We start from the raw sequence: 13474 nt of genomic DNA, 5'->3' as shown, positions 1-13474 counted from the left end.
CCCGTTTAGGGTCTGCACCGCAATGCAAGAGGTCGCGCATCATGGAAAAGTTCGGGAAAAGTCAGCCGGTCACACGGGTCGAGGATCAGCGGTTCCTGACCGGGCAGGGGCGCTATGTCGATGATATTGCGCCAGACGGCGCGCTGTTTGCGGTTTTCGTGCGGTCGCAGGTCGGACATGGCACGCTGACGGGGATCGATGCGGACGATGCACGCGGGATGCCCGGCGTACATGCGGTCATCACGGCGCAGGATCTGGCGGACGCCGGCATGGTGCTGGAGATGGAAGGCTCTCGCGTCAAGAACCGGGACGGCAGCGACGGCGCCTATACCGAGCGGAGCATCCTTGCACGCGGCCGCGTGCGGCATGTGGGTGAACCGATTGCCTGCGTCGTGGCCGAAACGCTGGATCAGGCCCGCGACGCGGCCGAGATGGTCATGGCAGAGATCGACGATCTGCCGGCCCATATGGACTCCGCTCCCGGTGGCGAGGCCCTGCACCCGACGGCGCCGGACAACGTGGCTTTTGATTTTGGCCTCGGCGATGCGGATGGCGTCGCTGCGGCGATCAAGGCGGCGGTGCATGTCGTCACCGTCGCGGTGACGGACAACCGTGTCATCTGCAACGCGATGGAGCCGCGCGGCTGCTATGCAGAAGTCGCGAATGGCCGTCTGCACGTTGCGGTCAACGGTCAGGGCGTCTGGGGGCCGAAGGCGGATCTCGTCAAGCATTTCAAGCTGGACGCGGACGATGTTCATGTGACCACGCCCGACGTCGGCGGCGGGTTCGGCATGAAGGGCATGCGCTATCCCGAACCCTTCGTCGTGGCCCATGCGGCCCGCAGCCTTGGCCGTCCGGTGCGGTGGATGAGCGAGCGGACCGAGGCGATGCTGACCGACAACGCGGGGCGCGATCTGGTGACGACGGCGACGCTGGCCTTCGATGCGGACTACCGCATGACGGCCTACAGCCTCGATACCGTGGCAAACATGGGGGCCTACAACAGCCAGTTCGCGCAGGGCATCCAGACGAACCTGTTTTCGAAGGTGCTGACCGGGACCTATGCGGTGCCCCATGCCTACATGCGGACGCGCGGCGTCTATACCAATACGACACCGGTCGACGCCTATCGCGGGGCGGGTCGGCCAGAGGCGATCTTTGTGCTCGAACGGTCGATGGACGAGGCGGCGCGGCAGTTGGGGATCAGCGGTTGGGACCTGCGCAAGCGCAACTTCATCCGGCCCGACCAGTTCCCCTATACCACGCCGACAGGCGTCACCTATGACGTCGGCGAGTTTTCAGATCTGCTGGATACCGCGCAGACCTCTGCGGACACGGGCGGTTTTGCCGCGCGTAAGGCGGCCTCAGCCAGACAGGGTAAATTGCGCGGGCAGGGGCTGTGTTACTATATCGAAAGCATTCTGGGCGATCCTTCTGAAACCGCAGCGGTGGAATTCACGGAGGATGGGAACGCCTTGATCTACGTCGGCACCCAGTCGAACGGGCAGGGCCATGAAACGGTCTATGCCCAGTTCCTGTCGGATCAGACCGGCATCCCCGCCAACCGGATCACGGTCGTCCAGGGCGACAGCGACCGCATCCCGCAGGGCGGTGGCACCGGCGGCTCTCGGTCCGTCACGGTGCAGAACACCGCGACGCTTGCTACGGTCGAGGCGATGATCGCAAGCTTCTCGGCCTATCTGGCCGAGAAGGAGGGCGGCGCGGACGTCAGCTTTGATGACGAGCGGTTCCGCATCAACGGGTCCAACCTGACGCCGACGATGCTGGATGTGGCGGCCATGGCGCGCGCCGACGGACGCGAAGACCTGCTGCGTCACAGCCAGCGGATCACGCTGGATAACCGCAGCTTTCCCAACGGCGCCCATGTGGTCGAGGTCGAAATCGACCCCGAGACCGGCCAGACCGTCGTCGACCGCTACACGGTCGTCGACGATTTCGGCAACCTGATCAACCCGATGCTGGTCGAAGGTCAGGTGCACGGAGGCGTCGTGCAGGGGCTCGGGCAGGCGCTGGCCGAACGGGTCGTCTTCGACGAGGATGGGCAGCTTCTGACCGCAAGCTTCATGGACTACGGCATGCCGCGGGCTGCCGACGTGCCGATGATCGACTTTTCCACGCGCGGAACGCCGTCGCTTTATAACCCGATGGGAATGAAGGGCTGCGGCGAGGCCGGGACAGTCGGCGCGCTCGCCGCCGTGGCGAACGCCGTGCTGGACGCCCTGTGGGACGAGGGTGTGCGCCGGGTCGAGATGCCCTTTACCCCGCACCGGGTCTGGGGCTGGCTGAAGGAGGCGCGGACTGAAGCCGCATAACTGGCTCCTCGGCCTTTTCGGCCGCACGCCGCGCCAGAAAAGCGGCGCACCGCGCGGGCGCGGTCCTGCCACGCATGTCATCATCCTTGATGGCACCATGTCGTCATTGCGCGATGGCCATGCGACGAACGCCGGCCGCACCTTCAAGCTGCTGAGGGAGGCGGGCCGGCGCGCCAACCTGACGGTCTATTACGAGGCCGGCATCCAGTGGCCGGACTGGCGGCACACATGGGACGTGATGACCGGGCGCGGGCTGGACCAGCAGATCCGCCGCGCCTACGGGGTGCTCGCCTCGCGTTACCGCGCCGGCGATACCATCATCCTGATGGGCTATTCCCGGGGCGCTTTTGCGGTACGTTCGCTGGCGGGCATGGTCGGGCGGGTCGGTTTGCTGCACCACGATCATGCGACGGTCAGCGCCGTGCGCACGGCCTTTCGCCACTATCAGGCGGGCGGCACCTCTGACAGCGCGCGGGCATTTCAGCGCCTGATGTGCCACGACCGGGTCGAGATCGAGGCCGTGGCGGTCTGGGACACGGTCAAGGCGCTGGGCTGGAAGCGACCCTTTGCCCGGACCGACAGGACAGGCTTTCACGATCAGCGCCTTGGTGATCATGTGCGACACGGCTTCCACGCGCTTGCGCTGGACGAAAGGCGGCATCACTACCGGCCGGTGATGTGGGACACGGCCAGCAGTGTGCGCGCGACGGTGGAACAGGTCTGGTTCCGCGGCAGCCACGGTGACGTGGGCGGGCAGGTCGGCGCTTATCCAGCTGCCCGGCCGTTGGCCAATATCCCGCTGGTCTGGATGCTGGACCGGATCGCGGCCCGTGGTGTGCCGCTGCCGCCGGACTGGCGCGACCGCTATCCCTGCGACGTGACGGCGCCGGCGCTGGGCCAATGGCGCGGCTGGGCGCGGCTGTTCTGGTTTCGCGGGATGCGGCGGATCCTCTGTGATCCGTCAGAGAGGTTGCATGACAGTGTGACCTTGCCGGACGGTACGGCGGAACCCGCCTCGCGCGTCAGGCAATCCGCATGATCAGGCAGGTGGTCGATCCGGTCGCGTAAAGGGTGCCATCGGCGCCTTCGATCCGGCCGCTCGCCACGCCCGTCGACCGGCCTGCGTGATCGACAGTGCCGGTTGCTGTCACAGTCGTCCCCAGCGGGATCGCCCGGACGATATTGATCTTGTATTCCAGCGTCGTATAGACCGCGCCTTTCGGCACTGTCGTCATCACTGCGCAGGCCATGCAGCTGTCCAGCACCGTGCCGTACCAGCCGCCATGCACGCCGCCCACGGGGTTGGCGTGGGCAAATTCGGGCGTGCCGGAAAAGACGCATTGGCCCTGCGCCACGCTGTCCAGCGTGAAATTCATGCCTTGCGCGATCGGCGCGCCCGGCAGATCGCCGCGCAGCACAGCCTGCATGAATTCAAGACCCGACAGCGACAGGATGGTGTCGCGGTCAGGCAGGTCGGCGGGTGAGGTGGCGAATGGCATGGGCAGCTCCGGCAGAATTTGCCGCAGGCTGCCGGGTCAGGCGACGTTTTGCAAGCGTGCGCCCGGTGCGATTCCCAAGGCGCGGCAGACGTCATGGGTCAGCTGCGGCTTGTTGAGCGTGTAGAAGTGCAGGTGATCCACGCCGCCTTGCAGCAGCTCGTCACACAATTCCGTGGCCAGCGCCGTCGCCAGCAGATCGGCGTTGCCGGTGGCGGTCGCATGCGTGAAAGCTTGCGCGATCACGGCGGGAATGCTTGTACCGGTCGCCGCGGCAAAGCGCGACGCGCCTTTCCAGTTTTCCACGGGCAGGATGCCGGGGATGATCGGCGCGGTGATGCCGGCCTTCACGCATTTGTCGCGAAAGCGAAAGAAGGTGTCCGCCTCGAAAAAGAACTGCGTGATCGCGGCACTTGCACCGGCGTCGATCTTGCGCTTCAGCCAGGCAACATCAGCATCCTGGTTCGCAGCTTCGGGATGCTTTTCAGGGTAGGCGCCGACCCGCAAAGTGAACTTGCCAGTGTCGGCCAGCGCCTCGATCAGCTCGACCGACGAGGCGAAGCCGTCAGCGTGGGCGGTGAATTTTTCGGATCCCTTGGGGGCATCGCCACGCAGGGCGACGATGTCGGTGATGCCGGCCGCGGCATATTCCTCTGCAATCGCAAGTGTTTCGGCCCGGGTGGCGTCAACGCAGGTCAGGTGTGCTGCGACGCGCAGGCCGGTGGTCTTGTCGATGGCGGTGACCGCCTCGTGCGTCAGCTTGCGGGTGGTGCCGCCAGCGCCGTAGGTCACGGACACAAATTCGGGTGCCAGCGGCGCCAGTGTGTTCACGCAGTCCCAAAGACGAAATGACCCTTCGAGGTTTTTCGGCGGGAAGAATTCGAAGGAAATCTTGGGGCGGGTCATGGGTTCGGTCCTGTTCTGCGGTCTTGTCATATGTGGCATCGCCGGGCATATGAAGCAAATTCATAACGCTCACGATGATTATGAGGGCAACCGCGATATGCATATCGAGTTCCGTCACCTGCGCACGATCAAGGCGATCCACGATACGGGCGGTTTGTCCAACGCGGCGGACGTGCTGGGGATCACGCAGTCCGCGCTGTCGCACCAGATCAAGGGGATCGAGGATCAGGCCGGGGTGGAGTTGTTCGTGCGGCGCACGAAGCCTCTCAAACTGTCGGCGGCGGGCATGAAACTGCTGGCAGCTGCCGAATCGATCCTGCCGCAGGTCGCGGCGCTGGAGGCTGAATTCGACGGGTTGATCGCGGGCAAGGCCGGTCGGCTGCATATCGCCATCGAATGTCACGCCTGTTTCGAATGGCTGATGCCGGTGCTTGAATCCTTCCGCAAGGCCTGGCCAGAAGTGGACGTCGACATTCGCCCCGGCCTTGCCTTCGATGCGCTGCCGGCCCTGCGCCGCGAGGAGGTGGACCTTGTCGTATCCTCTGATCCAGAAACGCTGGAGGGCGTGGAATTCACGCCGATCTTTGATTACGAACCCGTGTTCGTGGCGGCAGCAGACCATCCGCTGGCACAGAAAACGGTGATCGAGGCCGAGGATTTCCGCGGACAGACGCTGATCACCTATCCCGTCGAGCGACACCGTCTGGACGTGTTCAGCGAGTTGCTGACGCCGGCCAAGGTCGAACCCGCCGCTGTCCGGCAGGTCGAATTGACGGCCATGATCCTGCTGCTTGTCGCATCGAACCGTGGCGTGGCGGTTCTGCCGGACTGGGTGGTGCGTCAGGTGCGCTACAACTCGGACTACGTGACGCGACCGCTGACCGCGGGCGGTATCACCAAGCGTCTGTATGCCGCCACACGGACCGCCGATGCCGGTCTTCCCTATCTCAGCCACGTCGTCCGTCTGGCCCGGCAAGAGGCGGTCAAGCTGCAGCGCGCCTAGGCCGCCGTCGCGCAACCGATCCGCAGCATGCGCAGGATCTGGTCGTAGGGCAGCGCCGGCGCATAGAAGTAGCCCTGCACGACCCGGCATCCCATACCGCGCAGAATCTCGAGTTGCATCGCCGTCTCGACCCCCTCTGCCACGATCACGACATCCAGTCCGCGGCCCATGTCGAGGAAAGATTTGACCAGCACATCGGTCGCGTGATCCTGACCCAGCTTGCGCACGAACCCGGTGTCCAGCTTCAACTCGTCGAACTCTAGTTCCTGCAGATGCTGAAAAGAGGCAAAGCCGGTCCCGAAATCATCCAGTGAAATCCGCGCACCCGCCAGCCGCAGCAGCGAGATCGAGTCCTGGATCATGCGGCCCGAGCGGGCGATGAAGATGTCCTCGGTCACCTCGAACATCAGATGCGGCCGCAGGTCGGGGTGCTGCGCTACAACGGCCAGCAGGGCCTCGCGACCGGACGTCGTGGCCAGCGTCACCTCTGCCAGATTGATCGACACCTGATCCGGCAGGACGTTGGCGGCCTTCATCCGCCGCATGTCCGAAAGGATCGCCTGTAACATATGTTGCTGAAAATCGGCTTGAAGCCCCAATTCGTTGATCGCGGGCAGAAAGGTGCCCGGTGATCGGATCTCTCCGGTCGGCATTTCCCACCGGGCCAGCGCCTCCAGCCCCGCAATGTGGCCACTCTCGACGTCGATTTGGGGCTGGTAGAATGGCTTGATCTCGCCCCGGTCGAGGACGAGTTTCATGCGGGCGCGGTCGTCCAGCGTCAACCTGCGGGGAAAGATGACGGGATCGAAGATGACGAATGACGATTCAAGCCCCAATTTGGCCTGATAAAGCGCCTGATCCGCCTCGATCAGCAATTGGTCGACGGTCGCGGCGCTGCGGGCGGGGGCGATGCCGATGCTGGCGGCAACCTGCAGATTGCGCCGCTCGAACGCGACGGGCTTGCGGACCAGCGTCAGAATATCCTCGGCAATGCGGGCCATGTCGATCTGCGTCAGGGGTCCCGGCCAGGCGATGGCGAATTCATCGCCTCCCAGTCGCGCCACGATGCTGGACCCGGTCAGATCGACGCTGAGCCTGCGCGCAACTTCCTTCAACAGCGCGTCGCCCGCGGCATGGCTGTAGCTGTCGTTGATCGGCTTGAAACCGTCCAGATCGATCAGGAACATCGCACCGGTCACGTCCTTCTGCGCCGTGGTCTTGCCCAAGAATTCCCGCGCGATCTGATCGAAGGCCAGCCGGTTCGGCAGCCCGGTCAGCACATCGCGCATGGACAGGTCCTCCAGTTCCACCAGCCGCCGGTTGGCCAGTTCGCGCATGTTTTCGTAGGCCGAGAGCGTGTCCTTGTGGTTCTGGGTCGTTTGCACGGTGTTGGCGAAATAGACCAACAGCAGGCCGGCGAGGATATACCCCTCCAGCGGGCTGGACATGGCGACCGGCTGCAAGAAGATCTCGTACACGATGGCGATCACCACCAGATAGGACGGAATCAGCATGCTCCAGTTATAGATCGGCACGGCGACGAATGAGTTCGAGATGTGGACGAGCGTCCCGAACATCCAGATACACGCACAGATCAGCATGGCCGTCGTGCCGCCGGATGCAAAAAGCGTGGCCACCATCATGTACAACATGGTCGTCACGACCGAAACGGACCAGACTGTAAGGCATCGCATCCGTCCCGGTGGGGGCCCGTCGATCCGCTGACCGGCGCCCGCCAGCCAGGCAGCGAGTTCGCACAGCGTCACGACCAGCGCCATCGTCGCGGCCGCGCGGTTGTTGCCGGTCATGACCATGATCCCGCTGACCAGCGGCACAAGGCTGACGCGGCGCAATCGGTCGCGGCGGACAATGTGGATTGTCAGCCGGGTTTCAAAGATGAAACGTTCCCTCAACTGGTCCAGCATTGCACTCTCTGTTGCCATGTCTAACCGTGTATCGTGCGATGTCGCGAAGATTCCCTTAACACGGTCCGCGTCCTATCCCTTGTGCGACCCGCCCGCCCGTCCTATACGCCGCCCTTGATCCATGGACGGAGGCCCCGATGGCTGGCAGTGCGAACCTCAACGTGATGATGAAGACGGCCCGCAAGGTCGGTCGCGGCCTGCTCAAGGACTTCGGCGAGGTCGAGCAGCTGCAGGTCAGCACCAAGGGCCCCGGCGATTTCGTCAGCCGTGCCGACCGGCAGGCCGAAGAGACCATCCGCAACGAACTGATGCACGCTCGCCCCAGCTATGGCTTTCTGGGCGAGGAGGGGGCCGAAATCGCCGGCGAGGACCCCACCCGCCGCTGGATCGTCGACCCGCTGGACGGCACCACGAACTTTCTTCATGGCCTGCCGCACTGGGCCGTCTCCATTGCGCTGGAACACAAGGGTCAGGCCGTCGCCGGTGTGATCTACGACCCTGTCAAGGACGAGATGTTCTATGCCGAAAAGGGCGGCGGCGCCTTCGTGAACGAAAAGCGCATCCGCGTGTCCGCCCGTTACAAGCTGATCGAGAGCGTCTTTGCCACCGGACTGCCCTTCGCGGGCCGCAGCGACCTGCCGGAAAGCCTGCAGGATCTGGCGCGGCTGCTGCCAGCCTGTGCCGGTGTGCGCCGTTTTGGGGCGGCGTCGCTGGACCTTGCCTATGTGGCGGCCGGTCGCTTTGACGGGTTCTGGGAGCGCAAGCTGAAGATCTGGGACATGGCGGCTGGACTGGTTATCGCCAAGGAAGCCGGTGCCATCGTGGAATCGATGACCAAGGACGGCGATCCGATGGTTGACGGGTCCGTGGTCTGCGCCAACAATGACATCTTCGCGACCTTCGCCAAGGTCGTCCGCAAGGACTAGCGCCTGCGCCGGACGGTCGGGATGCGGCTGTTGCCGTCGATGTAGGTCGCCGGCGGATGCGGCGGCTTGCCGTAGGTGACGCGCCAGAAGGATGTGCCGCCCAGCCGCTGCCACAGCGGCACGGTCAGGATCATCCCCGCGACAAAGCCCCCGATATGCGCCCAGTAGGCGACGCCGCCGTCCGCCTGCGGGCCAAGACCGCCGAAGGCCTGCATCGCGAACCACAGTCCCAGCAGCAACCACGCCGGGACCGGAAAGATCTTGAAGAAGACGATCAGAATCAGGATGATGTCGACCCGCGCGCGCGGAAACAGCAGCAGGTAGCCTCCCATCACGCCGGCGATTGCGCCGGACGCCCCCACTGTCGGCACGGCAGATGTCGGGTCGATCGCGACCTGCGCCAGCCCTGCGGCAATGCCGCAGGCGACGTAGAAGGTGGCAAAGGGGCCGTGGCCCATCCGATCCTCCATGTTGTCGCCGAAGATGAACAGAAACAGCATGTTGCCCGCCAGGTGCCAAAGGCCTGCGTGCAGGAACATGGACGTCAGCAGACCGGTGTAACCTTCGCCGCCCGCCAGTCGGGCGGGGATCAGGGCGTAGGAATAGTAGAACCAGTTCAGCGCGGCATTGTCGGTGATCGCCGTGACGGACCACAGCCAGATGCCGATATTCGCCACTAGCAGCCCGTAGGTCACGAAAGGCGTGCTGTCAGACGGGTTGTGATCGCGGACCGGGAACATGCCCCATAGGTGCGACGACCGGGGCAGGGGTCAAGGGGGCGCCACGGGCGCCCCCTTCGGGTCAGGAGGTCATGCCGGCGACTTCGGCCAGCAGGGCCGCATTGCCGCCCGCAGCCGTCGTGTCGATGCAGACGTGGCGTTCGTGCATGACGTGGGCCGTATCGGGCATCGCGGTGACAAGGCCGACGATGGGGCCGTCACGCTCTGTCAGGGCCTTGGCATAGGCGCGGCCCTGTGCCTCGTCGCCCCACCAGATGACGGTGGCGAGGGGCGACAGCGTGGTCAGCGTGGCTGCCGCGACAGCACCCTGCGCGATGATCGGCAGACCGCCCAGCAATTCAACCTCTCGCGCCTGCGCTGTGGCTGCGGCAGGGCCGGGGCCAAGGCACAGGACAGGACCGCGCGGATGCAGGCTCAGGCGGTTGGATTCGCCGGTCGGCCCCGGCATGTCGCGGGGGGCGGTACTTGCGGGCATTTGCGCGCCCTTGATGACCTTTTCCAGACGCGCGGGCGTGTCCTGACCCGACCAGCTGGCCGGGGTGGCATGCGCCTCTGCCGGGGCGGCGAAGCGGGGCAGGTATTGCGGCCCGCCCGCCTTGGGGCCGGTGCCGGACAAGCCCTCGCCACCAAAGGGCTGGCTGCCGACCACGGCACCGATCTGGTCGCGGTTGACGTAAATGTTGCCGCAATGGATGCGGTTCACCATCATCTCGACCCGGTCGTCGATGCGGGTGTGAAGACCGAAGGTCAGGCCGTAGCCGGTGCCGTTGATCGCCTTGATCACCTTGTCCAGATCGCGGGACTTGTAACGGACGACATGCAGGACAGGGCCGAAGATTTCCTTTTCCAACTGGTCGATGCCGTCGAGTGCGATGATCGTGGGCGACACGAAGTGACCCAAGGGTGGCACCGGCAACTGATGCACGACGCGCCCCTCGGCTGCAGCCTGTGCGATGTGGGTGTTGATCCCGTCACGGGCGGCTGCGTCGATCACCGGGCCGATGTCGGTGGACAAGGACCACGGATCCCCGAGTGTCAGCGTGTTCATCGCGCCTTTCAGCATCTCGATCAGCTTGTCGCCGATGTCGTCCTGCACGAAGAGGCACCGCAGGGCAGAGCAGCGCTGGCCTGCGGACCGGAAGGCGCCGTTCACGATGTCGCGGACCGCATGTTCCGGCAGTGCGGTGCTGTCGACGATCATCGCGTTCAACCCGCCGGTTTCCGCGATCAGGGGGGTGCCGGGGGCGCAGTGCTCGGCCATGCTGGCGGCGATCTTGCGCGCCGTGGCGGTCGATCCGGTGAAGGCGACACCGTTCACGCGCGCATCTGCCGTCAGGGCAGCACCCACCTCGCCGCCGCCGGGCAGACATTGCAGTGCGGTCGTCGGGACGCCGGCCGCATGCAGCAGCCGTACGGCAAGGTCGGCGATGATCGGCGTCTGCTCTGCCGGTTTGGCCAGCACGGCGTTGCCAGCGGCCAGTGCTGCGGCGATCTGGCCGGTAAAGATTGCCAGAGGGAAATTCCAAGGGCTGATGCAGGTCCAGATGCCGCGCGGGGCCGCATCCGGCATCTGCCGCGCCTGTGCTGCGTAGTAGCGCAGGAAATCCACCGCCTCGCGCAGCTCTGCCACGGCGTCGGGCAAGCCCTTGCCACCTTCGCGCGCGAGGATGGCAAAGATTTCGCCCGCGTTGGATTCAAAGGCGTCGGCGGCATCTGTCAGCGCCTTGGCGCGTACGTCTGCGTCGGCGTCCCACGGGGTCGCTGCGTCGAAAGCCGCGGCGACGGCCGACGGATTTGCCGACGTGATGTGACCCACGACATCTGAGGGGCGGGCCGGGTTCATCCGGTCATCGGCGTCACCGGCGACTGCATCAATACCTGCCACCCGCGGTGCCACGTCCCAGACCGTGTCGTGATGCGGCCTGCGGCCGTCTGCGATGGTGTCCAGCGTCGGCGGATGCGTCAGATCAAACCCCTTGGAGTTCACGCGATCCCCGAACAGGGCCGGACCGCTGCGGATCGTCGGGCGGGTGCCGATCTGCGTGAACGGATCGGCGGCGACCACCTCGGGGGCGACATCCTCGTCCACGATCTGGTTCACGAAGCTGGAGTTTGCGCCGTTTTCCAGCAGACGGCGAACGAGGTAGGCGAGCAAATCCTCGTGGGCGCCGACGGGGGCATAGATGCGGCAGCGGGTATGCTGGTCGTTGATGACGAGGGTGTGCAGCGTCTCGCCCATGCCGTGCAGGCGCTGGAATTCGTAATCCGCCGGACTGCGGTTCAGCTGCCGCGCCAGATCGAGGATCGCGGCTACCGTATGGGCATTGTGCGTGGCGAATTGCGGATAGATGCGGTCTGTCAGGCTTAGCAGCTTCTTGGCATTGGCGATGTAGCTGACGTCCGTATGCGCCTTGGCGGTGAAGACGGGAAAGCCGTCCATGCCCATGACCTGCGCGCGCTTGATTTCCGCGTCCCAGTAGGCGCCCTTGACCAGACGCACCATGATCTTGCGGTCCAGCCGCTCTGCCAGATCGTGCAGGTGGTCGATGACCATGCCCGCCCGCAGGCCGTAGGCCTGCACCACGATGCCGAAGCCGTCCCAGCCCGCAAGCGCCGGTTCCGCCAGCACCGCCTCGATCACGTCGAGCGACAGGGCCAGCCGGTCGGCCTCCTCTGCGTCGATGTTGAAGCCCATGCCGGCGGCCTTGGCGAGGATCGCAAGGGCCGTTACGCGCGGTACCAGTTCGGCCATTACGCGGTCTTCCTGCGCGATCTCGTACCGCGGGTGCAGGGCCGACAGCTTGACCGAAATGCCGGGGTTCTCGGCCACGGAATCATGCACACAATGGGCCGCGATGGCGCTGATCGCGCGGGAATAGGCCAACTGATAATTGCGCGCGTCCTTGTCCGTGCGCGCCGCTTCGCCCAGCATGTCGTAGGAATAGGTAAAGCCCTTTTCCTGCATGCCTTCGGCGCGCTTCATGGCTTTCTCGATGGTTTCGCCCAACACGAACTGACGGCCCATTTCGCGCATGGCGCGGCCGACGGCGGTGCGGATCACAGGCTCTCCCAACCGCTTGACCGCGCCCTTCAGGTGGCGCGTGATGCCGGGCTTGCTGTCGTCCAGCACGCGACCCGTCAGCATCAGGGCCCAGGTCGAGGCATTGACGAGGCTCGAGGCCGACTGGCCCAGGTGCTTGCCCCAATCCGACGGCGCGATCTTGTCCTCGATCAGCGCGTCGATGGTATCGGCGTCGGGCACCCGCAGCAGCGCCTCGGCCAGACACATCAGCGCGATGCCTTCGTCGGTGGACAGGCCGTATTCGGCTAGAAAGACCTCCATCAGGCCGGGTTCGGAACTGGCCCGGATGCGGCGCACCAGATCGGCGCCGGCGGCCCCGACCCGGGCGCGGTCCGCATCGGACAGATTGGCGTCAGCAGCCAGCGCCGTGACAACCGACATTTCATCGGCATACATGGCGGCATCGATCTTGGCGCGGCGGTCGTCATGGGTGTCGCGGGGCATGGAAAACTCCTTCGGGTTGTCCCATTCTAACAACTTGTGAAAAGACGATCTGCCTTGTAATGTGAACCTATCGGGCAGATCGGTCCGCATTTCGGGGTTGTCCATGGTCGAAACGACTGTCGCGCTGGATTCGTTCGACGCGAAGATTCTCGACGTGCTGGCCGTCGATGGCCGCATCAGCGTGACCGCACTGGCCGACCGGATCGGCCTGTCCAAATCGCCCACTCAGGCCCGCCTGCGCAAGCTGGAAGCGGACGGCGTGATCCGCGGCTACCGCGCCCTGTTCGATCCGATCCTGCTGGGCCGCGACCACGTCGCCTTTGTCGAGGTGCGCCTGACCGACACGCGAGAGGTCGCGCTGACCGCCTTCAATCGCGCGGTGCTGGAAGTGCCGCAGATCGAGCAATGCCACATGATCGCAGGGTCCTTCGATTATCTGCTGAAGGTCCGCACCCAGGGCATGACCGATTACCGGCAGGTGCTGGCCGACTTCATTTCGACCCTGCCACACGTGGCTGGCACGTCGACCTATGTCGCGATGCAGGCGGTGAAAGAAGAAGGCGTGGCGCCCGTGCCGCCCGTCGGGTGACGCAAGCGTGACTTGACCCAAGGGAGGCGA

At 65.0% G+C, this 13474-nt stretch carries 10 protein-coding genes; 5 read left to right on the top strand and 5 right to left on the bottom strand.

Features of this window, described 5'->3' with window-relative positions:
- Positions 1-41: 41 nt before the first annotated feature.
- The gene (locus tag GLR48_RS18275) at positions 42-2333 is read left to right on the top strand and encodes a xanthine dehydrogenase family protein molybdopterin-binding subunit (RefSeq protein ID WP_237063568.1); all 2292 of its coding nucleotides are present in this window, start codon (positions 42-44) and stop codon (positions 2331-2333) included.
- A 97-nt stretch (positions 2334-2430) separates the two neighbouring features.
- Positions 2431-3372 carry a DUF2235 domain-containing protein gene (locus GLR48_RS18270; RefSeq protein ID WP_237063566.1) on the top strand — a complete coding sequence of 314 codons (942 nt, stop codon included), beginning with the start codon at positions 2431-2433 and terminating at the stop codon, positions 3370-3372.
- Here the strand turns inward: GLR48_RS18270 and GLR48_RS18265 are convergent.
- Both GLR48_RS18265 and metF read right to left on the bottom strand, forming a co-directional pair.
- Positions 3356-3832 (bottom strand): PaaI family thioesterase, encoded by a 477-nt coding sequence (locus GLR48_RS18265; protein WP_237063565.1) that lies wholly within the window; start codon positions 3830-3832, stop codon positions 3356-3358. The two genes, GLR48_RS18270 and GLR48_RS18265, sit on opposite strands and share 17 nt — an antisense overlap.
- A gap of 36 nt (positions 3833-3868) precedes the next feature.
- Positions 3869-4735, bottom strand: a complete 867-nt coding sequence (gene metF, locus GLR48_RS18260; RefSeq protein WP_237063563.1) for a methylenetetrahydrofolate reductase [NAD(P)H] — start codon at positions 4733-4735, stop codon at positions 3869-3871.
- Positions 4736-4832: 97 nt separating this feature from the next.
- Between metF and GLR48_RS18255 the strand changes: the two genes are divergently transcribed.
- Positions 4833-5738: a LysR family transcriptional regulator gene (locus GLR48_RS18255; protein ID WP_237063561.1), complete on the top strand. Its 906-nt coding sequence runs from the start codon at positions 4833-4835 to the stop codon at positions 5736-5738.
- Here GLR48_RS18255 and GLR48_RS18250 read toward each other — a convergent pair.
- Positions 5735-7681, bottom strand: coding sequence for a putative bifunctional diguanylate cyclase/phosphodiesterase (locus GLR48_RS18250; protein ID WP_237063559.1), 1947 nt, complete (start codon positions 7679-7681; stop codon positions 5735-5737). The genes GLR48_RS18255 and GLR48_RS18250 overlap by 4 nt on opposite strands.
- Positions 7682-7800: 119 nt before the next feature.
- Between GLR48_RS18250 and GLR48_RS18245 the strand changes: the two genes are divergently transcribed.
- Entirely contained in the window at positions 7801-8589 is a 789-nt protein-coding gene (locus GLR48_RS18245) for an inositol monophosphatase family protein (RefSeq protein ID WP_237063557.1), read from the top strand.
- Here the strand turns inward: GLR48_RS18245 and GLR48_RS18240 are convergent.
- Both GLR48_RS18240 and putA read right to left on the bottom strand, forming a co-directional pair.
- Positions 8586-9329 (bottom strand): rhomboid family intramembrane serine protease, encoded by a 744-nt coding sequence (locus tag GLR48_RS18240; RefSeq protein WP_237063555.1) that lies wholly within the window; start codon positions 9327-9329, stop codon positions 8586-8588. The two genes, GLR48_RS18245 and GLR48_RS18240, sit on opposite strands and share 4 nt — an antisense overlap.
- A 61-nt stretch (positions 9330-9390) precedes the next feature.
- Positions 9391-12855: a bifunctional proline dehydrogenase/L-glutamate gamma-semialdehyde dehydrogenase PutA gene (putA, locus tag GLR48_RS18235; protein WP_237063553.1), complete on the bottom strand. Its 3465-nt coding sequence runs from the start codon at positions 12853-12855 to the stop codon at positions 9391-9393.
- 103 nt (positions 12856-12958) lie between these two features.
- Here putA and GLR48_RS18230 point away from each other — a divergent pair, with 103 nt between their 5' ends.
- A complete protein-coding gene (locus GLR48_RS18230) occupies positions 12959-13444 on the top strand; it encodes an Lrp/AsnC family transcriptional regulator (RefSeq protein WP_237063551.1) in 486 nt (161 codons plus the stop codon).
- Positions 13445-13474: the final 30 nt, after the last annotated feature.

Source organism: Loktanella sp. M215 (assembly GCF_021735925.1).
Classification (GTDB): Bacteria; Pseudomonadota; Alphaproteobacteria; order Rhodobacterales; family Rhodobacteraceae; genus Loktanella.
The sequence above is the reverse complement of the archived record's forward strand: the minus strand, read 5'-3'. Positions and strand labels throughout refer to the sequence as shown.